The sequence below is a fragment of the Flavobacterium sp. PL02 genome, assembly GCF_035013205.1.
Taxonomy (GTDB): domain Bacteria; phylum Bacteroidota; class Bacteroidia; order Flavobacteriales; family Flavobacteriaceae; genus Flavobacterium.
Map to the genome: position 1 here is coordinate 147,558 of NZ_JAYGJP010000010.1, position 21,728 is coordinate 169,285.

A 21,728-nucleotide genomic window follows, 5' to 3' on the forward strand; every position below is an offset into this window, starting at 1 on the left:
TAGCGAATAACCATATTGCACCTTTGTCCTGATAATAATTACTAATAAAAAAGTAAATGAAAAAACATCAGGACACAGCAACTTTGCTATTACGAATTGCACTTGCAATTGGCTTTTTATCAGCCGTTTCCAGCCGCTTAGGTTTATGGGGAGAATACTCTTCGGGATGGCAAAACTTTATTGCCTATGCTGAGAAAGTAAATTCTTTTGCTCCCAAAAACAGTATTCCAATTATTGCGATACTAAGTACACTTTTAGAAACCCTGTTTGCATTAATGCTTTTGATTGGCTACAAAACCCGATTAGCAGCAACTGGAGCAGCAATCCTAACATTATTATTTGCTCTCGCAATGGCTTATTCTTTTGGTATTAAAGACCCATTAGATTATTCGGTCTTGGCATTTTCTGCAGCCGCATTTCTTTTGGCTACAATGCCACAATACCGTTGGAGCATAGACGAAATACTTCTTAAAAACAAAAACTAGCACTAATTTAAACTATACACAAAATGAAAAAGCAAATCACAAAAAGTAACGAAACCAATTGGAAACCACTAGTAGAAGAAGGCATAAAAACAGACGGAGTTTATGTAAAAGTTCTACGTTTTGACGAAGCTACACAAAGACCTCCTACTTTTTTATTAAAATTTGATGCAGGTGCCTCCTACCCTAATCATAGTCATCCTGCTGGCGAAGAAATATATGTATTAGAAGGCGAAGTACGCTTTGGCGCAGACCAATTAAATAGTGGCGATTATTTGTATATGCCACCAGGAAGTACACATTCGGCATTTTCTAAAAACGGATGCACTATGTTATTTGTCGTACCAGAAGAAGTTGTAATCTTAAAATAAACAGTATACATTTTTTAAAACTAACCTTCAAGATACATATTTTGAAGGTTTTCTTTTTTATTTAAAGTCTTAACGTATTGATAAATAACATTTGATAAGTTACAGTTTTGATTACCTTTAAAAAAACTAACTCACATGGAAGCTCAATCGTACAAAAATCACATTCGGTATTATACACCTCATCATTTTGTTTATTATCCCGTACTTCTAATTTTACTTGTTATAAGCATCTACTTTTCCTTTGCATCCGATGACACCATCATCTGGATTTTTATAAGTCTGATATTTGTTATTTTATTTGGATTAGGATTTATGCTACGTCAGCATTATGCATTAACATTACAAAACCGAATTGTAAAACTAGAACTTCGCTATCGGTATTTGTCGCTTACAGGAAAAAGACTCGAACTTATCGAAGAACAATTAAGCGATGAACAAATATTTGCCTTGCGATTTAGTCCAGATAGCGAACTCATTGTACTTATAGAAAAAGCATTGGATGAAAATCTCTCAGGAAACTCTATCAAAAAATCCATCACAAACTGGAAAGGTGATTACGAAAGAGTGTAGTTTTTCTCGTAAAGACGCCAAGCTTAAACACAATCTTGTCATTTCGACGAAGGAGAAATCTCCACAAGAAACGCCGCAACGATAGTCCTAGCTTTGTAGAGTTACTCACGAAGATTTCTCCTTCGTCGAAATGACAATACTGGAAAGAAACTTAGCAAACTATAATTTTAAAAAATCCGAGTTTTAAAGAATGTTTTTATTCTTTAATCGGTCAGATAGTTCTCTTTTATACGTGATTCCTATAGGCAATCGTTCCTTTTTTATTACAACAAAATCTTTATCTGTAGCTTCTATTTTATCCAGAGCAACGATATATGATTTATGAATGCGCATAAAACCCAATTCAGGAAGGCATTTTTCGAATTCGCTAGTTGTTATCGATGCCAAATAAGTTCTTTTTGTAGTATGTAATTTTACGTAATTACCAAAACTTTGAGCAAACAACAAATTCTCCAATTCAAGCTCAATAAAATGTCCATCGACTTTTACAGAAACAGTATTGGCAATAATTTCAGCAGGTTTATTTTGAACATTTTCCATAGAAAAGAAACGGTCAATTGCTTTTAAAAATCTCGGAAAATATATGGGTTTTAGCAAATAGTCGATAACTCCATAATCATAACTTTCCAGAGCAAATTCAGAGTAAGCTGTGGTCAGGATTGTTTTGGGTGGCGTTGGGATAATCTTCAATAATTCTATTCCAGTAATTTCGGGCATATTAATGTCAAGAAACATTAAATCAACCTTATTCTCCCTAAGATAATCCATAGCTTCGATGCCATTATAACATTGAAAAACTAAGTCTAATTGTGGATTCTGCTTAATATAATTCACCAAAACATAATGCGCAGCGGGCTCATCATCAACAATAATACATTTTTTTGGCTCTTTCATTTTATACAAACTTCTTGAGTTGCAATTTTAAATCTACGATATACGTATTTTTATCATCCTGAATATCTAATTTATATTCTTTACCATAAATTAAATTCAAACGTTCAATAGTATTCTTCAACCCAATTTTAGTAGAAATAACATTTGTTTTTTTAGTCGGAATCGAATTGATAACATGAAGATGTAATAATCCGTTTTCGACCGTTATAAAAATACGAACAAAACAGTTTTCTATTGCACAAGTTCCGTGTTTAAAAGCATTTTCTATAAAAGCAATCAATAACATTGGCGAAACCTTATAGGCATTCTCATTATCAATCTTACAATCGTACGTAATATCACAACGATACCCTACTCGCTCCTTTTCTAATTGTATGTAACTATTTATAAACGAAAGTTCCTCTTCTAGCGATACACATTGTTTGTTACTGCTGTCTAACTGATAACGCATTAATTGCGACACTTTCATGATTAAATCGGGCGTACGATCAGGAAATTCAAGACTAATCCCGTACAGCGTATTAAAAGTATTGAATAAAAAATGAGGGTTTAATTGTCCTTTAAGCGCATTAAGTTGCATCTGATTAAACAACAAAGTTTCATCGGTTTGCTTTTTATGAATCCTGTAAAATTTAAAAACAATTATCGGACTCAATATACACACCAATGTTCCTAATACACTTGCTAATTGATAGGCGTAACTGCGTTGATGAGAGTTTTGATACAGACGGCATTTGCTAAACATATCCAAAGTCGTTATTTCGTATAAAACAACCGAAAATAGCAATACTCCCAAAAGAGTCAAGAATATATATGTTAATGGTCGTTGTTTCTTAAATAAAATAGGAAGTATAAAAAAACGATTAAACTGGGCATGCATGTATAAAATCAAATAAAAAAAAACGCCCATTAATATAGATGCCACAGAACTAAATAACATCCAATCGTTTTTTAACGTGTAAATTGTAAACGAAAAGGCAATAACAGCAATTTCTTGCCACCATTTGTTATCCAATATCTTACTAAATTTTTTATTCATTTTTAATACTTAAATAGTTTACAAATTAACCACATTTTTTTAGTTTTTATAGCCAATAAATGACCAATTCAATTCGTCATTTACTATTGCATTACATCATTTAACAACTGTTATTTCGGCTCAAGTAAAATATTTTTGTTTCATAATTTCTTATTTAGAGTTTTATGTATTTCAAAAAAATTGCCTTATTATTTTTATTGTTTTCCGTTTCGGCAAGCTTTGCCCAAACACTATCCTTAAAAGATGCTATTAAAATAGGTCTTGAAAATTATGGTAGCGTTAAAGCAAAAAGCAATTATGCCAATGCCTCCAAAGAAACGCTAAAGCAAGCAAACCGGGATTATTTACCCAATTTAAACCTATCGGCACAACAAGATTATGGAACCATAAATGGGCAGAATGGTGCCTTATATGGTTTTAATGGTTTAGGAACTGCCTCTTCTGGGCCTTCATTACCGGAACAAAACTGGAACGCTTCGTTTGGAGCATTATATCTGGTTAACATGAACTGGGATTTTTTCACTTTCGGAAAAATCAAACAAAAAATTAATCTTGCCAAAGTCGAAGTTAAAAGTCGTGAGAATGATTTGCAACAAGAAAAGTTTCAGCAAGAAATCAAAATCTCTGCAGCCTATCTTAATTTGCTGGCAAGCCAACGTTTATTAATTTCTCAGCAAAAGAACTTAACACGCGCCGTAGTTTTCAAAAATACTGCCGTAGCAAGAGTAAAAAACGGATTATTGGCAGGAGTAGATTCTACATTGGCTACAGCCGAAGTTTCTCGTGCCAAAATCGCTTTAAATCAGGCTAAAGATTTTGTAAAAGAACAAAATAGCAAACTGGTTATTTTAATGGGAGTTCCTACTCAGGATTTTGTCCCAGATACTTTGTTTGTGAGTCAGATTCCGAAAGAAATGATACAAGCAACGGAGTCTAACGATAGCTTGCATCCTGTGCTTCAATACTACAAAAGCAAAATTGATTACAGCAATCAACAAGTTAAATTATACAAAAGAAGTTATTACCCAACGATGAGTATGTTTGGCGTTTTACAAACAAGAGCTTCAGGATTTAACTCGGATTATGCTGTAGACCAAACTTCTTTTAACCGAAATTATATAGATGGTATTAGCCCTGACCGAACCAATTATCTGGTAGGAATTGGAATTACCTGGAATCTTACAACGCCGTTTAGAACAAGCAAACAAGTAAGTGCTCAAAAATTTATTTCGCAAGGATTACAAGATGAATACAACCAGATTGATACCGAGCTTAAAGCACAATTAAATCTTGCCGACGCAAAAATTAAAATCACTATGGATAATTATGCCGAAGCTCCTATTCAGGTTAAAGCAGCTGCTCAGGCCTATTTGCAAAAATCGACTTTATACAAAAACGGATTAACAACATTAACCGATATTACCCAAACACTTTATACGCTAAACCGTGCCGAAATAGACCGTGATATTGTCAATAATAATGTTTGGCAATCTTTTTTACTCAAGGCTGCTGCCACAGGTAATTTTGACTTATTTATAAATGAATTTTAATTATAGATCCTAATGAATTTAATACGTTTTGCACTTCGCAAACCCATTTCCATACTGGTTATGGTTGCAGGTTTATTCTTCTTCGGAATTGGTGCCATCAAGGACATCAAGGTAGATATTCTTCCGAAAATGAATTTGCCGGTTATTTATATTGCACATCCCTTTGGTGGTTATACACCAGACCAGATGGAAGCTTATTTTGCTAAGACTTATGTCAACATTTTACCATTTGCCAATGGCGTAAAATCGGTAGAAACTAAGAATATTCAGGGGTTAATGATTATGAAATTAACCTATTACGAAAACACAAATATGGCTCAGGCTGCTGCCGAATTGAGTTCTCTTTCAAACAGGATTCAGGCGGCATTTCCTCCCGGAACACAACCGCCATTTATCATCCGTTTTGATGCTTCGTCATTACCAATCGGACAATTGGTTCTGAGTAGTAAAATACGTTCCAATAATGAATTACAGGATTTGGCCAATGTATACGTTCGAGCCTCCTTTACCTCCATTCCCGGTTTATTATCACCAGCACCCTTTGGCGGAAGCCCAAGAACAATCGAGGTAAATGTAGACCCTGATTTATTGCGTTCGCATAATATGACTCCCGACCAAATTGTTGAAGCTATACGTGTAAACAACCAAACGGCTCCATCAGGAAACGTGCGTATGGGCGATAAAAATTATATTACGCCAACTAATAATACGATTAAAGAAGTTAAGGATTTTGAGAACATTCCGCTGTTTAAAGGAAGCGTTCAGAACCTAAAACTTGGCGATGTGGCAACTGTAAAAGATGGTGCCGATATTACTGCTGGTTACGCATTGGTAAACGGAAAACGTTCAGTTTATATTAGTATTGCCAAAGCGGGAGATGCTTCGACTTGGGATGTGGTTCAGAAATTAAAATCAGAACTACCTAAAATACAAAGTACACTTCCTGAAGATGTAAAATTATCTTATGAATTTGACCAATCGGTTTATGTAATTAATTCCGTTAAAAGTTTAATTACCGAAGGAATTATCGGAGCAGTATTAACTGGTTTAATGGTTTTACTTTTCCTAGGCGACAAACGTGCTGCTTTAATCGTAATCTTAACCATTCCTATTTCGATTATCTCAGGAGTTTTATTCCTGAAATTATTCGGACAAACCATCAACTTAATGTCTTTAAGCGGATTGGCTCTTGCCATAGGAATCTTGGTAGATGAAAGTACCGTTACGATAGAAAATATCCACCAACATCTCGATATGGGAAAACCCAAGGCACTCGCCATTTGGGATGCTTGCCAGGAAATTGCCTTGCCTAAATTATTGATCTTGCTTTGTATTCTTGCCGTATTTGCACCCGCATTTACCATGGTCGGAATTCCGGGAGCCTTGTTCTTGCCATTGGCATTAGCAATTGGATTCTCGATGGTTATTTCGTTTTTACTATCACAAACTTTTGTGCCAGTTATGGCAAACTGGTTAATGAAAGCGCATCCTAAACATGCACATGAACCGGGTATTACCGATGATGAAGCTGAATTTAATGATTGCGGATTAACGCCTGAGTCTGAGAAAGATTTGATTACTCAGAAAAAAGCAATGGTCGAAAGAGAAGATTTTAACAATGATGGAAAAATAAGTCATTTTGAGAAATTCAGAATCCGATTTATGAAAACCTTAGACCGTTTGTTCCCTCATAAAAAAGGAGTAACACTCGCCTATCTTTTCGGAATTACCTTCTTGGCAATTGTACTAATTACCTTTATCGGAAAAGATGTTTTTCCAAAAGTAAACTCAAGTCAGTTCCAGTTAAGAATGCGCGCTCCCGACGGAACTCGTTTAGAACGCACCGAAGAAAAAGCGATTATTGTCCTGAAAGAATTAAACAAAATGGTGGGCAAGGAACATATTGGGATTTCCTCTGTATATGTTGGGCAACACCCAGCATTGTTCTCTATTAACCCTATTTATTTATTCATGGCAGGTTCTCATGAAGCTGTTTTTCAGGTGAGTTTAAAAGACTATCATGCCGATATGGATGATTTTAAAGATGAATTTAGAAATAGACTTAAAAAAGTTCTTCCCGATGTGAAAGTTTCATTTGAACCAATCGAACTTACGGATAAAGTATTGAGTCAAGGTTCTCCTACTCCTATCGAAGTGCGAATTGCTGGAAAAGACAAAAAACGAAATGAGCTTTACGCCAACCAAATAGTCGAGAAACTAAAGAAGATATCCTATTTCAGAGATGTGCAAATTGGGCAACCTATACATTATCCTGCAATGAATATAGATATTGACAGAACTCGTGCTGCCGAACTAGGCGTAGATATGAATGATATCTCACGTTCGCTTGTAGCTTCGACCTCATCATCCAGATATACCGAAAAAAATATGTGGGTAGATGAAAGAGCTGGATTATCCTATAACGTTCAAGTTCAAGTACCGTTGAATCTAATGAAAAGCAAAACCGATATTGGCGAAATTCCAGTATTAAAAAATTCGCTTCGTCCCGTTTTAAGCGATGTTGCCAAGATTACACCAGGTTTTGTAAGTGGTGAGAACGACAACTTAGGTGCAATGCCATACATTACCGTTACTGCAAACATTAGCCAAACCGATTTAGGAACGGCTGTTAAAGATGTAGATGCAACTATAAATTCATTAGGAGAGTTACCACGCGGATTATTCATTACCCCAATAGGTATGAGCAAAGTATTGGTAGAAACATTAAGCAGTTTACAAGTAGGATTATTGGTTGCTATATTCGTGATATTTTTAATGCTGGCGGCAAACTTCCAATCGTTCAAAGTATCGTTGGTAATCTTAACAACAGTTCCCGCAGTAGTTCTGGGAGCTTTATTAATGCTTACGATTACAGGCTCAACATTAAACTTACAATCGTATATGGGAATTATCATGTCGGTTGGGGTTTCTATCGCCAATGCAGTTTTATTAGTAACCAATGCCGAGCAATTGCGCAAACACAATGGCAACGCTTTAGAGTCCGCTCGTGAGGCAGCAGCATTGCGTCTTCGTCCTATTATCATGACATCAGTAGCCATGATTGCCGGAATGTTACCTATGGCAATTGGTCACGGCGAAGGAGGCGATCAGGTATCACCATTAGGGCGTGCGGTTATTGGCGGATTATTCTTTTCGACCTTTACAGTACTACTAATTTTACCACTAATTTTTGCGTGGGCACAAGAAAAAGCAACAACACAATCAGTTTCTTTAGATCCTGAAGACGAAGAAAGCATTCATTATATATCCTCATTAAATCCAAAAAATGCAAAATAAAATAGTACAATCGACCATGCTATTATTCATAGCAGTAAGTTTATTAAGCAGCTGTAATTCTGGCAAAAAAGAAGAAGCTGTAGCCGAAGTAGAACCTAAAATGGAAACATTTCTTTTGCAAAAAGAGAAGTTAACAACCGAACTAAGAATGCCAGCTGAATTATCTAGTTTCCAGCAAGTAGATTTATATGCAAAAGTAAGCAGCTTTGTAAAATTACTTAAAGTAGATATTGGCTCGAAAGTAACCAAAGGACAACTTTTAATCGTATTAGAAGCTCCCGAAATTAGTTCGCAACTTGCTGCTGCCGAATCGAGATTAAAATCGATGGAAGCCATTTACAATACAAGCAAAAGCACCTACAATCGTCTTTATGAAACCAGTAAGGTAGAAGGAACAATTTCTAAAAATGACTTAGAAATGGCAAACGGAAAAAAGAATTCTGATTATGCACAATACCAAGCAGCCGTGGCTTCGCATAAAGAAGTGGCAATTATGAGAGGTTATCTGGAAATTCGTGCGCCTTTTAACGGAATTGTAACCGCAAGAAATGTCAATTTAGGCGCTTATGTTGGCCCATCTGGCAAAGGGTCAGATTTGCCATTATTAACCATTCAGGAACAAACAAAATTGCGTCTTGCTGTATCTATCCCAGAACTATATACAGGATATTTAAAACAAGGTGACGAAATGAGTTTTAATGTAAAATCATCGCCAGATACTTTTAAAGCCAAAATACAACGTATGTCGGGAGCGTTAGATTTAAAACTGCGCTCAGAACGTGTAGAAATGGACGTGAACAATACAAGCGGAGATTTATTACCCGGAATGGTAGCCGAAGTTTTGCTTCCGCTAAATGCAAAAGACAGCACATTTGTAGCTCCGAAAACTGCCGTTGTAAGTTCTGCCGAAGGTGTTTATATTATAAAAATAGTAAACCATAAAGCAACAAGAATCAACGTGAAAAAAGGAAGAGAAATCGATGATAAAATCGAAATCTTTGGCGATTTAAATGCCAATGATAAACTGATAAAACTTGCCAGCGAAGAAATTAAAGAAGGCGATGTTATAAACGAATAACCACCGTTTAGCTTTCTTTTTTATTAGATTACCCAAAGAACTGTACGCAATTATTAATTCCCGTATTTAAAAATCTGAAAGGATTTAAAAATGCACGTTAAAAATTGCCTTTAAGGACGATACCTCATAAAGTATCGTCCTTTTTTTGTTTTTAAAAGTTTCGCAGAGATTCGCGAAATAGCACAGAGATTCACAAAGTTTTTATTCTCATTTTTGTCATCCCCTATTGTCATCCCGAGCGTAGTCGAAGGCTTATGAAACCGAAATAATAAAAGAATATCGCAAAGAAGCGGAGCCGCAAAGTTTCTATTCTCATTTTTTGTCGAGGAACGAGACCCGAGCTATAGCAAAGACACAAAGTTTTCTCCAATCTTTCATTTCGAGGAACGAGAAATCTTCGCGAGTAGCTCGACAATTTAAGAAAAAACTATGAGTTAGTTTCTCACGGAGATTTACTTCGTCTATTCGTTATCACTCGGGTCTCGTTCCTCAAAATGACAGACTTTGTGGTTATCTTCTTTTAAAACTTTTAATTAATAAAAGCTTTTATTTTTTTTAGAAGCTTTTCCTGCTATCATTCCAATCTTTTTTATTGTAAAAAAACAATAAAAAAGGATTTTCTCTTCTATCAGGGCTAGAAATGTGACTGTGTGGATATGCACAACAATCGCGCGGATTTTCAATCCGTGCCCACAACAATTAATCCCAACTATTTCTTTAACCAACTTTGTGGGCACGGATTGAAAATCTGCGCCATCAAACACAAGTAAGAAATTCTTTTCAATTAAATAAACAGGTATTTATACCTAGTTACTTAAGATTGTTAATTGATATTTTTGAAAATTAGGATTTAATTTTATCAAGTATGGTTTTCCGTAAAATTATATTAAATCAAAAAATTAGATTTGATTTAATATTTAACAAGAATATTATAGTCTCAAACCTGGATTGTCGGGTTTTACTAATTAATGTAACAATTATAGGAACTTTTTTCAGCTTGGGACAAATTAAAAAAAACTAATCAAAAAAAACATAAAACTTATGAACCAAGAAATTATCGAAGCAATCGAAAACAAAAATTTAGTAGAATTTAATTATGATGATGAATTAAGAATTGTTGAGCCTCATTGTTATGGTTTGTCAACAAAAAATAATGAAATATTAAGAGCTTATCAAGTTGATGGCTATAGTTCCTCTGGAAAAATGGGTTGGAAATTATATGATTTAGCTAAAGCTGAAGATATTAACATTTTGGAAGATTCTTTTGAGAGATCAAGAAATGGTTATAATCAAGGAGATAAATCAATGTCAACTATATATTCAGAATTATAACTTATGGAAAAATATAAAAATTCTAATTCTGGAATATATGGCTATGAAATTGGAGATGATTATATCAAAGTAAGATTCAAAAGTTCTTTAAGGATATATAAATATAGTTATAGAAAAGCTGGGAATCGAAATGTAAATAACATGAAATTATTAGCGATTAGAGGTTCTGGACTAAATGGATATATTAATTCAAACGTAAAAAATTTATATGATTAAAAAATTTGATTATATCAGAGATTTTTGGAATCTATAAAAACTTCACTTAGAATAATATTAGGCCTATTTATGAATTTAACATTAAATTTTCCAACATCTCGAAGTGGCAAAAATTTCACAGTAAGATTAAAAAAAATAAACTAAATAAATAAACATATGAATATTTTAGACAAATTAACTAAAGCTATTAAGGAAAAAAAAGTAATTGAATTCGAATACAACAAGCCAGAAAAAACTTCTGGTAAGAGAATCGGAAATCCTTATGCCGTTTTCATACTTACTGCAAAAGATGGTAGACAAAGTACAAAAGTACATTTAGTACAAACAGATGGAGTTTCTGATTCAAAAACAGATAATCCATTTCCTGAATTTAGAATGTTTAATATTGAAGAATTGTCGAATATGGAATTAAGAGATGATACTTTCTCTCAGATAAGTGAAAAATATAATCCTGAATGGGAAGGGTATAAAGATGTTATTGAAAAAATTTAATTATGAGTACCCCTTACCATCTAGAGGTTTTCAGAAATAAAAACAGTCGTTTGTTTATTAATTATTCTGGAATTAAAGATGGCATTGCAGATGAAAATTTAAAATTCAATATTTATGCAACAAATGAAAATGGAATTCCAATCTTTACCGAACAACTTTCAATTCATGAAGTAAGGGCTTTATACAACCATTTAAATGCTATTTCAGTTATTAGTGATGGAGCTGAGCATTCTTCTAAATTCATTGAAACTACTGATGAAATAAATGTATTAATTCAAAAATTTGAACAAGATGATTTAGAAACTATTTCATTATTTCTGCAAAAATTTGAATCTGATGACAAAATTAAAGGTTTATTATTATCTCTTGATAAAATTGAGATAGAAAACCTGAGGGGAGCTTTTCATCATAAGTACATGAAAGAAGAAATTTTAATACTTGAGAAACTAATTGAACTAGAACTATCAAATAAAATAACTACTGAAATAGACAATTATCCAGAATTAATAAAATATAAAGCAGGACAGCCAGAAAAAATATTTCAAAATTGGATTGAAAATAATTTATGGGTTTTCGGGGTAGAATATGTAAACCAACACGACGCAAGAAAAATTGCTCTATTTTCTGAAGGAGATTTATTGATGGAATCTGTTGATGGTTTTCTAGATCTTATAGAATTAAAAAGACCCAAACATATATTATTAAAATACGATGATAGCCATAATTGTCATTATCCGCATAACGATTTATCAATTGTCATAGGACAGTCACTTTTTTATCTACAAAAGTTATCAGAATATAAACTTAATTTAGAAAAAGAATACAAAACAAAAGTATTAATGCCTCGTGTTAAGATTATAATAGGTGTTTCAAATGAATTTGATGATGCTCAATTTCATTGTTTAAAAATGATAAATTCTGGTCTAAACTCTATTCAGATAATCAGTTATTCTGACTTAGTCAAATTTGGGCAAATGCTAATAAATACATATGAAAAATATAATATTAGTAGCTAAAAAGCATTTAATAAAAAGCAGATTCACATTTCCATAAAACAATGCGAGTTTAGCAAAGTTTACGCTCTTAGAAGTCTTCTTGAAAATGAAAATATTATTGTAATTTATGCGCTGTGGCAAGTCTCTTGATTCATCTGCAAAATACTTTTACACTTTTAAACCCTTTGTTTTTAAAACTTGTTGTCCTAATATTGTCTATGAAGTCAGGAGACATCGCAGAATGAGATGCAAAAAAACTAAAAACCAACATACTGAAAATAAAATTAATTTCTTAATACTTAATAAATATGGTTCCAACAAAAGAAGAATTAATCGGAACATGGATTAGTAAAGATTTCCCAAATTATCATTATAAAGATGGTTTAGAATTTACATTTCATTTTGGAAAATATGCTACGTTGTATTGCTCGAAAGGAAAAAATATGGTAATTGCAGAAGGTATTTATGAAGTAGAAGAAATGGAAAAAGAAAACTTTAACATAATAGTTGATGGTAGAATTATAGATTTACAAAAAATCATATTCAATTCCAAACTTTATACTAAACAAAAACCGCAGTGTTTTGTCATGCTAGTTCCCGAAAAAGGAGCAAGGTATTTTGAAAAATTACAATAATAGGTAATAATAAAAACTTAAACTGTACTGTATGAAGTCTCTTTACTTTGTACGCATTGCTATACTATAATCCGCTACATCGCCTAGCGACAAAACGTTGGCGAATATTTAATATAAAATGAAGAAAAACAACTATAAATAAAATTATGATAGAATTAAAGAAAGAAATCATTAGAATATTTGAGAATAGAAATTCTAATTTCAAAAAAGGTTTTATAAATGAATTTAAAAAAATTAATTCCCCAATCCAAACTCCTGAAATGTCTAAATATAAAAATCTATTGATTTATGATATTTATAAAGAAATTACAGATTTACCAGAATCTGACAACGTTGAGAATCTTTTCCTAATAATAGATGAAACTTTATTCGAACATATTGGTAACTCTCAAAACTAATTCGAATGAACCTACAAAAAATTATTGCTACAACTGCTTTAGCTTTAGCTGGAGTAGTATTTCACGAATTTAAAGGAAAAGACGGTAGAGAATATATAAAAAAAGGGAAAGCTTCTTCAGGTCGAAAAGGAAAAACGTTATGGTATAATGGTTGGTTTAAATAAATCATACTAGAGTATATGCTCTCTGAAGTTTTTCAAAAAACTAAAGCTATACGCTGTACAAATTCCCCTGCTAGAACAAGCATCTCACTCGTGAACACAAAGAATGGCAACTAAATAAATGGAAATAAGAATCTAACGATAGTTTGCCGAAAAGATATTTATAGTGATTTTGGTATTGTTGATTTAGATTGCGTACACGAGCGAGACGCTCGCGGCAGCAATAGAAATTAAATCTACATAAAAAAAAAACCTCGACTTTTAAAATCGAGGTTTAATAAAATGTGATAAGAAAAACTTATTCTACATCTAAATAAGGATTTAGAATTTCGGCTAATTCATTGAGCCAATAAAAGCTGTTTTCTAGATTGATTGTTTCGTTTTGAAGGGTTTGTTCCCTCATAGCTCCTAAAGCAAGAAGATAATTTGCTTGCCTTATTACTTTAGCCATACCTTTTGGATCTATAGTATTGTTAAAGAAATTCATGAGCCTTGTTTTGGCTTCTTCTGAAAGGTTGTTTGTACTCATAATGTGAAGATTTAAGAATAAAAACCCTTATGCGTTAGCAGTCTTACGCTTCTTCACGGCGTCAAAGCCCTTTCGGAACTTTACTACATAGCATAAGGGCAATTTTATTTTGTTCTTAATGTGAAGATTTAAGAACGGCAAATATAGGAAAAACCCGCGTAATCGATGGACTTTCCTCATCATAAAAAGAATATACTTTCACTTTTGTCTCTATTGATTATTACAATTAAAGAAAGTGCATTATGGTTTTCAGTAATAGAATCAAAAAATGCAGGGCTAACTTTCGAGATATTAATTATAAAAATAAATTATTATGGCAAAAGTAGATCCGTTTTACAGTGTAAAACAAGATGTCCATCACAACAACAGTAGTTGTACAGAAGGGAACAACATTGAGAAAGAGAATCTTAAATCTGGAACTGGCGGAAAGCCTCTTTGCAGTCGTTGCAGTAAACTTTAATTTTTAGCCGCTCTAACAAAGCGGCTTTATTATAACATTGTAGCAAGGTTTAATCAAAATAATAACTACTATCATTATCAAAAAAACATTCGATAATTTTATTCCATAACTTATGCTCAAAAGTTAATTTTATAGGATTCTTAATATCATTTGTAATATCCAAAAGCATCATGTTTTCGGCATCAAAAACAATCCAGCCAATGGTACTTTCAGACTTATCATTTGCATCAAACAAACGTAGTTTCATATTAACACCATTATTATTTTCAATCTCAATTTTCAAATTATCCCTGAAAGGATTTTTAAGGTTTGAACTTTTTATTAGCTCAATAATAATTTGAGAACAATCAGTTTTTAAATTACTAGCTTTAGATGTATGCATTTTTTGCCTTCTGAAAAACTTAATATCTTCAATGAAAATATTTGTCAATTCTTCTTTCACTAAAGCAGAAGTCTTTAAATTTTCACCTGTTTTTTTATTTATTTTAGGGTTTGAATTTATATAAATAGGTTCTTCATAATTATAAATTACTCGATTTGCATTAAATAATTCTCTATTAAAAATAAAGGTATAATCTATTTTTCCCGTCTCTCCATAAATTGTAGACTTAATAATTGAATCATTAGTTTTTTGATTTTTAAATAATGATAATTTTTCTCCTTCTGAACTATTAGAAAAAACTATTGTATCTTTTAATAATATCAAACTATCAATTATCTTAGGCTCCGATGCTTCAGATGTTTTCTTTTTTTGTGCTTTATTATCACAACTGTTGAAAACAATAATTAGAAACACAATCATCAAAGTTTTAAAATTTCTCATATTATCCTAGACTTTTTCTCATTTGTATTCTATTCATCGCATTTTTTTAAAATTATTTCTTGTTGATTTTTTCTATTTTCCTGCTGAAAGCTACATTCTGTAAACTCTCTTTTTTGAGTTTTTTTATTAAAAAATCCGTACCAATAAAAATAGATAGTGTTATCATCTATTACTTTTATATAAGCAATAGGTTTGTCATTGATATATTCCTTCCAATTTAAATTAACTCCAAAATTTCCTTTATCTTCTGGTATTTCTTTTAATTTGTACGCTATACCTTTTTCAGAATCATATCTTTTTATTTCAATCATATCTATGTAAATTTGATTGAACATAACTTCTAAAAAAGCAGTTTTATCTTTTATATTAATACTTGAATTCCCATTTTTGCAATCAATTTTCCAGTTGCCATTTAGCGTTACTTCATTACTATTTACTTGTTTTTTAACATCCTCACAGTTGCCACATTCCTTACACGACTGTTTTATATAAGGAATTGTGTTTATAAAAACACTATCAATAAAAACTTTTCCATTTATTGAATAATATTTATCATCAATTTTGCTAATATTCAGTATTGAAACTTTCTGAGTCGGATCAGTGTTTTTTATTTGTAGTTCATAATCATTGTTATTCTTTTTGATACCTAAAATTCTATATCTAAAATCGCCATCTTGAGCTGTAGTATAAACCAATAAAGAATCCTTAATACTATATTTTTTATTAGAAGCATCACAAGGTTCGTAAATACTATTAATTGAATTCATCTTTTTTACCTCATAAAAAACATGATTATTAACAGCTGAAAAATCAATTTTACTTTTAGTTTCTTGGCAACTAGAAAATGTACTAATTAATAATATAAGCCTAAATAATTTTTCCATCTTTAGATCATTTGAAATTATACACTATACATTCATTATTTTATTTTTGCTGTAATAATTGCCAATCTTTATCATAAAAACGTTTGCTTCGTATGTAGTACTTATTCTTTATTTTTTTTATAGATATAATTTCTGAGCCTTTAGAAAAATCAATTTCATCATTTTTATCTTTCATAGCTGGACACGGGCGCCCATCATTTTCATCACGGATTAGATAAAGAATACTATTTTTCTCCTTATAAAAATATTTTCCTTCACATAATGCAAATTCATTATTAGAAAAATTTAATGTTACATAATTTTTACCAAAATATAGATAGTAAGTAACATTTATAGCCCTATTTGTCTCATAACTTTCAATCTGAACATTAGCAAAATACATTCCCTTTAGACTATTTTTAATTAAATTTTGAGAATAACAAGTAATACAATTTACAAGTAAAAATAACGCTACAATTTTTCTCATTTAATTTGTCTTTTCGCTTTCTATTTCTATATTTTTTTCAAATGTTTTACTCTTTTCATTCCAATATTTTATTATAGGAGATTTTACATAAAATTTATTATCCCGCTTGATAATCTTTAATAAATAATCTCCTTCCGATAATGACTCAACATAAGAGACATCATATGGTGACTTTTTGAATTTTTCTGATTTTATATATAAAAATAATTCATTATCATGCCTATCTACAATACATTCAATCTCACATGCAGGTAAGTCACCTTGATATAAAATGCAAGTGTTTTTTTCTATTTTAATATGGTAGCTCTTATAGCTTTGTTCAAAATTTCCATTATCAAAATTGTAATTACCTTGCCACAAGTTTAAATCTGTTTTTTGAGAATTTATTTTATCCCAATTTTTAGTTTTTAGTTTTTCATATAATTCATCATCTTCTGTTCCTATTCCAGATATAAAAGATGTTCTGTACTTATTATTTTTACAAAAATAAAGGGATGTGATATTTTTATCATTTGTTAAGTAAAAATAGGAACCTCCATTAATTTTTAGTTTATACTTTTGTTTTCCAACAGTCATATCAGCTGTTATCCAAATTGGAAATTCTGATGAAGTATAATGAAGTGCTCGAGAATCTCCTTCTCCTCCATCCCCTAATTCTCCTGATTTTAAAATCTCTTTTATTTGAGATTCATCAAGTATTTTCCACTCTTTACATAAATTATAGTCATAGATATTTCGTTCTTGTGCCTCTTCGCAATTTTTTGAAATATTTTCAATAATTGTATCTTGTTTTTTTAAGATTGAATATTCTTTATTTGAAATGTCCTTTGATAAAGAGATATTTTTTTTACTCTCTTTACAAGAAATCATTAAACATAGTATTGGTAATAAAATTATTTTTTTCATATTAATACAACGTTGCTTTGTAAAGAAACTTTGTTTCTAATTCTTCATCTAACATAATCCATTATGATTGCTAATCTACTTTATCAAGGTAAAATCTAGATTAATCAGCACTATTAGTAATTATCCTTTTCACATTATTATTAATCTGAATTATTTCAAGAGTTGTAACCCCTCCTTCATAATTCATGGTAATTTCTAGTTTTTTTGAGGTCACTATTTTGTACTCAATATTTATAATTCCTTTTTCATTTATCACAATATTCTGATTTGTTTCGGGAAAAACTTTACTTAAATATTCTGAGTCGTTTATCTCTTTATTCAAAATTAATCTATCATAAATACCTTTTATATTAGTGTTTTCAAAAATACATACTTGAGTTGTTTCCATTTCTCTAGTAGTGGTTTTACAATTTTCTTTTTCTAATGGTTTATCATCTTCTTCGAAATAATAACTTCTATCATTATCAAAAAAACATTCAATAATTTTATTCCATAACTTATGCTCAAAAGTTAATTTTATAGGATTCTTAATATCATTTGTAATATCTAAAAGTCTCATGTTTTCGGCATCAAAAACAATCCAGCCAATGGTACTTTCAGACTTATCATTTGCATCAAACAAACGTAGTTTCATATTAACCCCATTATTATTTTCAATCGCAATTTTCAAATTATCCTTGAAAGGATTTTTGAGATTTGAGCTTTTTATTAAATCGATAATAACTTGATAACAATCAGCTTTTAAATTACTAGATGTATTTATATTTTTTTCAAGTAATCCTTCTTTTTCTTTACCTCCAACTTCTTTATCAGTATTATTTTTACAACCAACGGCAATAAAAATCATAACAAATAAACAAACAAAAATATTTTTCATAGTCTACTTTTTAATGAACACTCGTACTTATAAATTGTGAAATTTAAAACATAAACCATCATTTCATTAATAACATTTTTTTAGAATAGTTGGATTCTCATTACTAATAAGTGATTCTCTATTTTGTCTTTCTTTATTCACTTTGTTATAAAAGCCTAACCAAGTAAATTCTATTTTGTTATCCTCTAAAATTTTTACAATCGCAATTTCATTATCATTAAAATAACTTTGAGCATTTACATCTTTAGATCCAATTCCTTCAAATCCTTTTAATCTATATTTTAAAATTTTGTCTTCCTTTTTTTTATTAATCTTAGTCAAGTGTATATAATAAACATTAGGCTCAACACACATTATTAATTCATTTTCTTTTATTACTATTCCAATTGGGTTTTCGCAATTTGTCCCCCATTTACCAACTAAATTATCACCTTTTACTTCTTCTTCATTATTTTCAGAACATTCACTAAGAGGCTGCACTTTATAGGCTATTTTCCCAATTTTTATATTTAAACTATCTGATAATAATGCTTTATTTTTATTCGACTCTTTTCCGAATTCCCATAACAGATTATTTTTTTTAATTAATAACCAAACACTATTTTCTGGAATTAATTTATCATTTTTAAAAAAGTAATAGCCATCAGATGTGATTTTATATTTGTTGCTATTTATTTTTTCAACATCTTGAATATTATAATAAGCTCCTTCTTGTGGATGGTAATAATAAAATTCTTTTTCAGAAATTCTTAATACACCATTTCCCCCGTCACATCTATTATAAACAGTATACAAACTATCCGTTTTCTCAACTTCTAATAAAGTAATCCCGTTTAAATCATTAACTTTTTGATTATTTGAATTATTTATTACTTCATTCTTATCTTGGCCTTTGCAAGAAAACATTAGCAATATCAAACTTCCAATAATATAATTTTTTACTTTTTTCATTTTTAAAATGTAATTAATGAATTATCATCTATTTTTTTATTCCTTCTAATTTGACTAACAACATATGATTTACCTTTATGGAAAATCTCGTCTGAATATAATTTATCTTCATATTTTGTAAACTTATAATCATTTATTTCTCCATTCTTTGTTCCAACATCCCAAAATCTGTATTTTAATACATTGTTATCACAAAATCTCCCTACAATTATTACATAATGATCTGTAGTTGGGACACTGGTTTCATTATATTTATAAATATTTGAATGATGAACACCTACCATTATAGGATATCCTGCTTCTAAAGACTTATCAATATAGTTGATTCCCTTTTTAAAATTATCAATATTTAATGTTAATCCTTTTCTATCTTTTGTTTCCAATGCAGTTTGGTAATATGATTCACCATCTTGTTCTGTTGGATTTTCTGGGTAAATATCAATAATTTTCATGATTTTTCTACAAGTAATATTACAATCTGTACTTGTCTTCTGGGCATAAAAGGTCATTTTATTTCTCAAATCAATATCGCTTTTATCGCTACATCCAGTATTTGAATTACTATATCCATCACAACAACTATATCCAAATTCTTTTAAAAACCCTTTTTTAAGATAAAGCTCATTACTTGTTGCAACTAACTCTTCCTTTAAATAGGAATCGTATATTTTTTTTACGTCTATAAAAGTATATAAAGAGCTTTGTTGACCATAAGGAGAATCAGGTAAACTAGCCCAACATAAACTAGAAAGCAATGCAGCTCTTTTAATATCATCATCAATAATTAATTGAATAATGTCAGCTTGCTGATTTTTAAACCTTTTTCTCCATTCTTTAGATTCAACACTTTCGGGATTATAAAAACTATTTGGTCTATCATCTTTGTAATAATGCTTCATTAATATTAAACACATTTTATCCTGAGACTCTTTTGTGAAATTTGAAATTTTATATCTTTTACCGTAATTTCTAATAATTTCATCATAAGTATCTCCCATAAATTGATATGCACCAGCTGCATTAGAATTTTTATTAATTCGTTTAATGTATATGGAAATTTTGGGATGCGTACTCCAATCTTTTTTATAATCTTTTATAAAAGATTTTCCTCCTACATTTTTTTCGTAACCAGAATCTCCAACAGTATCTTCTTTTACTCGCAACATCCTCATAAAAGCTCGAACTCTTGCCTCGCTCTCACAAATACCTTTTTTCTCCTTCTTCTTCCACCAATTATTATCCGTATTAACCTTCATCAAACTATTAATTTTTTCCCAGACAGGATTAAATTCTGTTGTAGGTTTTATAGATACTTTCGCTTCATGATAGTCATAAACTTTATTCTCAGATTTATTTATTCCTTTTACTTCTTTTTTAGATGGACCTTTTTTCTCTGCGGGTGTTTGTTTTAGGACTACTTCTGGTTTATAATCAGGATTAGGCACATTAGTGTTTAAACTAGGTACTCTTTTTGATTTTCTTTCTAAAAATTCTGCTGTTACATAATACTCATGATATTCGCCTTCGTTAGTATCTCCTTCTGCTAGTTTCATATTAGCAAGCCAGGCATTACTAGGATCTAAATAAAACGAAACATCAGCTATACCGTTTAAAACATTTCCTATTTTTTCTTGTATTCTTACGTTAGTAGTGTTTTGTTTAGTTTTACCTCCATCATCTTCCCATAAAGTAGCCTTTATAGAGAACCTGTCCATCCCGACACAATGCACGCGAGCAACAATCCAATCACCATAAACAAACGGCTTTGTTGGCTTACTTAAATTAGCATTTAACAAATCAACATGCACTATTTTGGCTTGCGATGCTCTTAGTGGCTTTATATCAAAAATAGCTTTTTCTCCATTAACTTCAACTGATAGTTTTATCCCTTCACGAATAAGGCTTTTTTGATAAAAAATATAATCTACTGTTATTCCTGTTTTATTATTTTCTTTCGTTTTTCGCCAAGAACCTTTATCAAATATCCAAACAGACCATTTTACTTGATCATTAGATGCAACTTGATATTCTGGTAGAATATTTTGTTTAGAAGATGAATCTCCAAAGAAATCATTTATTGAATAATATTCTTTGACTCCTACTACTGGATTGGGATTTCCAAATATCTTTAAGTTTGACATATCCGTTTATATTTTTAAAATAAATATAAGATTAATTATACGATATTATAAATAATTATTTAATTAAAATAATATTTATATTACAAAATTACACTTTACTTTATAGATACCCTCAACACGACATACTTTACCCCTTCTTTAGAAAGGAAAAGATATGGTGTCCAGAATTGGGACAGAAATT

Annotated in this window: 24 protein-coding genes; 14 read left to right on the plus strand and 10 right to left on the minus strand. The window is 30.8% G+C overall.

Annotated features, from left to right (window positions below):
- Positions 1–56: 56 nt before the first annotated feature.
- The 3 genes from SHI72_RS21005 to SHI72_RS21015 all read left to right on the plus strand — a co-directional run bounded on the left by SHI72_RS21005 (position 57) and on the right by SHI72_RS21015 (position 1,423).
- Complete coding sequence (locus SHI72_RS21005; protein ID WP_323491294.1) at positions 57–485, plus strand: DoxX family protein; 429 nt, start codon at positions 57–59, stop codon at positions 483–485.
- 23 nt (positions 486–508) lie between these two features.
- Entirely contained in the window at positions 509–853 is a 345-nt protein-coding gene (locus SHI72_RS21010) for a cupin domain-containing protein (RefSeq protein WP_323491295.1), read from the plus strand.
- A 135-nt stretch (positions 854–988) separates the two neighbouring features.
- On the plus strand, positions 989–1,423 hold the full coding sequence (locus SHI72_RS21015) for a DUF6526 family protein (RefSeq protein ID WP_323491296.1): 435 nt from the start codon (positions 989–991) through the stop codon (positions 1,421–1,423).
- A gap of 183 nt (positions 1,424–1,606) precedes the next feature.
- Here SHI72_RS21015 and SHI72_RS21020 read toward each other — a convergent pair whose 3' ends face one another.
- Positions 1,607–2,317: a response regulator transcription factor gene (locus SHI72_RS21020; RefSeq protein WP_323491297.1), complete on the minus strand. Its 711-nt coding sequence runs from the start codon at positions 2,315–2,317 to the stop codon at positions 1,607–1,609.
- A gap of 1 nt (position 2,318) precedes the next feature.
- Positions 2,319–3,356, minus strand: a complete 1,038-nt coding sequence (locus SHI72_RS21025; RefSeq protein ID WP_323491298.1) for a sensor histidine kinase — start codon at positions 3,354–3,356, stop codon at positions 2,319–2,321.
- Positions 3,357–3,520: 164 nt separating this feature from the next.
- Between SHI72_RS21025 and SHI72_RS21030 the strand changes: the two genes are divergently transcribed.
- The 10 genes from SHI72_RS21030 (at position 3,521) to SHI72_RS21075 (ending at position 13,513) form a co-directional block, all read left to right on the plus strand.
- Positions 3,521–4,906, plus strand: coding sequence for a TolC family protein (locus SHI72_RS21030; protein ID WP_323491299.1), 1,386 nt, complete (start codon positions 3,521–3,523; stop codon positions 4,904–4,906).
- Between the two features lie 12 nt (positions 4,907–4,918).
- Positions 4,919–8,203, plus strand: a complete 3,285-nt coding sequence (locus SHI72_RS21035) for an efflux RND transporter permease subunit (RefSeq protein WP_323491300.1) — start codon at positions 4,919–4,921, stop codon at positions 8,201–8,203.
- Entirely contained in the window at positions 8,193–9,281 is a 1,089-nt protein-coding gene (locus SHI72_RS21040; protein ID WP_323491301.1) for an efflux RND transporter periplasmic adaptor subunit, read from the plus strand. The genes SHI72_RS21035 and SHI72_RS21040 overlap by 11 nt, the downstream gene beginning before the upstream one ends.
- Positions 9,282–10,322: 1,041 nt before the next feature.
- Positions 10,323–10,613, plus strand: coding sequence for a hypothetical protein (locus SHI72_RS21045; protein ID WP_323491302.1), 291 nt, complete (start codon positions 10,323–10,325; stop codon positions 10,611–10,613).
- Between the two features lie 3 nt (positions 10,614–10,616).
- Positions 10,617–10,829, plus strand: coding sequence for a hypothetical protein (locus SHI72_RS21050; protein ID WP_323491303.1), 213 nt, complete (start codon positions 10,617–10,619; stop codon positions 10,827–10,829).
- Between the two features lie 156 nt (positions 10,830–10,985).
- The gene (locus SHI72_RS21055; RefSeq protein WP_323491304.1) at positions 10,986–11,321 is read left to right on the plus strand and encodes a WYL domain-containing protein; all 336 of its coding nucleotides are present in this window, start codon (positions 10,986–10,988) and stop codon (positions 11,319–11,321) included.
- Positions 11,322–11,323: 2 nt separating this feature from the next.
- Positions 11,324–12,337 carry a Shedu anti-phage system protein SduA domain-containing protein gene (locus SHI72_RS21060; protein ID WP_323491305.1) on the plus strand — a complete coding sequence of 338 codons (1,014 nt, stop codon included), beginning with the start codon at positions 11,324–11,326 and terminating at the stop codon, positions 12,335–12,337.
- A gap of 287 nt (positions 12,338–12,624) precedes the next feature.
- Complete coding sequence (locus SHI72_RS21065) at positions 12,625–12,951, plus strand: hypothetical protein (protein WP_323491306.1); 327 nt, start codon at positions 12,625–12,627, stop codon at positions 12,949–12,951.
- Positions 12,952–13,097: 146 nt separating this feature from the next.
- On the plus strand, positions 13,098–13,349 hold the full coding sequence (locus SHI72_RS21070; RefSeq protein WP_323491307.1) for a hypothetical protein: 252 nt from the start codon (positions 13,098–13,100) through the stop codon (positions 13,347–13,349).
- A gap of 5 nt (positions 13,350–13,354) precedes the next feature.
- Entirely contained in the window at positions 13,355–13,513 is a 159-nt protein-coding gene (locus tag SHI72_RS21075; RefSeq protein ID WP_323491308.1) for a hypothetical protein, read from the plus strand.
- 295 nt (positions 13,514–13,808) lie between these two features.
- Here the strand turns inward: SHI72_RS21075 and SHI72_RS21080 are convergent, their stop codons facing one another.
- Positions 13,809–14,039 (minus strand): hypothetical protein, encoded by a 231-nt coding sequence (locus SHI72_RS21080; protein ID WP_323491309.1) that lies wholly within the window; start codon positions 14,037–14,039, stop codon positions 13,809–13,811.
- A gap of 313 nt (positions 14,040–14,352) precedes the next feature.
- Between SHI72_RS21080 and SHI72_RS21085 the strand changes: the two genes are divergently transcribed.
- Entirely contained in the window at positions 14,353–14,499 is a 147-nt protein-coding gene (locus SHI72_RS21085) for a hypothetical protein (protein ID WP_165572126.1), read from the plus strand.
- A 49-nt stretch (positions 14,500–14,548) separates the two neighbouring features.
- On the opposite strand, the gene SHI72_RS21090 is transcribed toward SHI72_RS21085, so the two are convergent.
- The 7 genes from SHI72_RS21090 to SHI72_RS21120 all read right to left on the minus strand — a co-directional run bounded on the left by SHI72_RS21090 (position 14,549) and on the right by SHI72_RS21120 (position 21,547).
- Entirely contained in the window at positions 14,549–15,322 is a 774-nt protein-coding gene (locus SHI72_RS21090; RefSeq protein ID WP_323491310.1) for a hypothetical protein, read from the minus strand.
- A gap of 29 nt (positions 15,323–15,351) precedes the next feature.
- Positions 15,352–16,206, minus strand: a complete 855-nt coding sequence (locus SHI72_RS21095; RefSeq protein WP_323491311.1) for a hypothetical protein — start codon at positions 16,204–16,206, stop codon at positions 15,352–15,354.
- Positions 16,207–16,246: 40 nt separating this feature from the next.
- Complete coding sequence (locus SHI72_RS21100; RefSeq protein WP_323491312.1) at positions 16,247–16,672, minus strand: hypothetical protein; 426 nt, start codon at positions 16,670–16,672, stop codon at positions 16,247–16,249.
- Positions 16,673–17,578 (minus strand): hypothetical protein, encoded by a 906-nt coding sequence (locus SHI72_RS21105; protein WP_323491313.1) that lies wholly within the window; start codon positions 17,576–17,578, stop codon positions 16,673–16,675.
- 100 nt (positions 17,579–17,678) lie between these two features.
- Complete coding sequence (locus SHI72_RS21110) at positions 17,679–18,455, minus strand: hypothetical protein (RefSeq protein WP_323491314.1); 777 nt, start codon at positions 18,453–18,455, stop codon at positions 17,679–17,681.
- Between the two features lie 66 nt (positions 18,456–18,521).
- Positions 18,522–19,406, minus strand: coding sequence for a hypothetical protein (locus SHI72_RS21115; protein WP_323491315.1), 885 nt, complete (start codon positions 19,404–19,406; stop codon positions 18,522–18,524).
- Positions 19,407–19,408: 2 nt separating this feature from the next.
- Entirely contained in the window at positions 19,409–21,547 is a 2,139-nt protein-coding gene (locus SHI72_RS21120) for a glycoside hydrolase family 104 protein (RefSeq protein ID WP_323491316.1), read from the minus strand.
- Between the last annotated feature and the right edge of the window lie 181 nt (positions 21,548–21,728).

Coding starts and splice junctions, on each gene's coding strand:
- SHI72_RS21045 (WP_323491302.1), top strand. CDS start 10,323: ATGAACCAAGAAATTATCGAAGCAATCGAAAACAAAAATTTAGTAGAA.
- SHI72_RS21075 (WP_323491308.1), top strand. CDS start 13,355: ATGAACCTACAAAAAATTATTGCTACAACTGCTTTAGCTTTAGCTGGA.
- SHI72_RS21055 (WP_323491304.1), top strand. CDS start 10,986: ATGAATATTTTAGACAAATTAACTAAAGCTATTAAGGAAAAAAAAGTA.
- SHI72_RS21010 (WP_323491295.1), top strand. CDS start 509: ATGAAAAAGCAAATCACAAAAAGTAACGAAACCAATTGGAAACCACTA.
- SHI72_RS21050 (WP_323491303.1), top strand. CDS start 10,617: ATGGAAAAATATAAAAATTCTAATTCTGGAATATATGGCTATGAAATT.
- SHI72_RS21100 (WP_323491312.1), bottom strand. CDS start 16,672: ATGAGAAAAATTGTAGCGTTATTTTTACTTGTAAATTGTATTACTTGT.
- SHI72_RS21095 (WP_323491311.1), bottom strand. CDS start 16,206: ATGGAAAAATTATTTAGGCTTATATTATTAATTAGTACATTTTCTAGT.
- SHI72_RS21020 (WP_323491297.1), bottom strand. CDS start 2,317: ATGAAAGAGCCAAAAAAATGTATTATTGTTGATGATGAGCCCGCTGCG.
- SHI72_RS21065 (WP_323491306.1), top strand. CDS start 12,625: ATGGTTCCAACAAAAGAAGAATTAATCGGAACATGGATTAGTAAAGAT.
- SHI72_RS21120 (WP_323491316.1), bottom strand. CDS start 21,547: ATGTCAAACTTAAAGATATTTGGAAATCCCAATCCAGTAGTAGGAGTC.
- SHI72_RS21115 (WP_323491315.1), bottom strand. CDS start 19,406: ATGAAAAAAGTAAAAAATTATATTATTGGAAGTTTGATATTGCTAATG.
- SHI72_RS21005 (WP_323491294.1), top strand. CDS start 57: ATGAAAAAACATCAGGACACAGCAACTTTGCTATTACGAATTGCACTT.
- SHI72_RS21060 (WP_323491305.1), top strand. CDS start 11,324: ATGAGTACCCCTTACCATCTAGAGGTTTTCAGAAATAAAAACAGTCGT.
- SHI72_RS21105 (WP_323491313.1), bottom strand. CDS start 17,578: ATGAAAAAAATAATTTTATTACCAATACTATGTTTAATGATTTCTTGT.
- SHI72_RS21040 (WP_323491301.1), top strand. CDS start 8,193: ATGCAAAATAAAATAGTACAATCGACCATGCTATTATTCATAGCAGTA.
- SHI72_RS21085 (WP_165572126.1), top strand. CDS start 14,353: ATGGCAAAAGTAGATCCGTTTTACAGTGTAAAACAAGATGTCCATCAC.
- SHI72_RS21110 (WP_323491314.1), bottom strand. CDS start 18,455: ATGAAAAATATTTTTGTTTGTTTATTTGTTATGATTTTTATTGCCGTT.
- SHI72_RS21070 (WP_323491307.1), top strand. CDS start 13,098: ATGATAGAATTAAAGAAAGAAATCATTAGAATATTTGAGAATAGAAAT.
- SHI72_RS21015 (WP_323491296.1), top strand. CDS start 989: ATGGAAGCTCAATCGTACAAAAATCACATTCGGTATTATACACCTCAT.
- SHI72_RS21080 (WP_323491309.1), bottom strand. CDS start 14,039: ATGAGTACAAACAACCTTTCAGAAGAAGCCAAAACAAGGCTCATGAAT.
- SHI72_RS21090 (WP_323491310.1), bottom strand. CDS start 15,322: ATGAGAAATTTTAAAACTTTGATGATTGTGTTTCTAATTATTGTTTTC.
- SHI72_RS21035 (WP_323491300.1), top strand. CDS start 4,919: ATGAATTTAATACGTTTTGCACTTCGCAAACCCATTTCCATACTGGTT.
- SHI72_RS21025 (WP_323491298.1), bottom strand. CDS start 3,356: ATGAATAAAAAATTTAGTAAGATATTGGATAACAAATGGTGGCAAGAA.
- SHI72_RS21030 (WP_323491299.1), top strand. CDS start 3,521: ATGTATTTCAAAAAAATTGCCTTATTATTTTTATTGTTTTCCGTTTCG.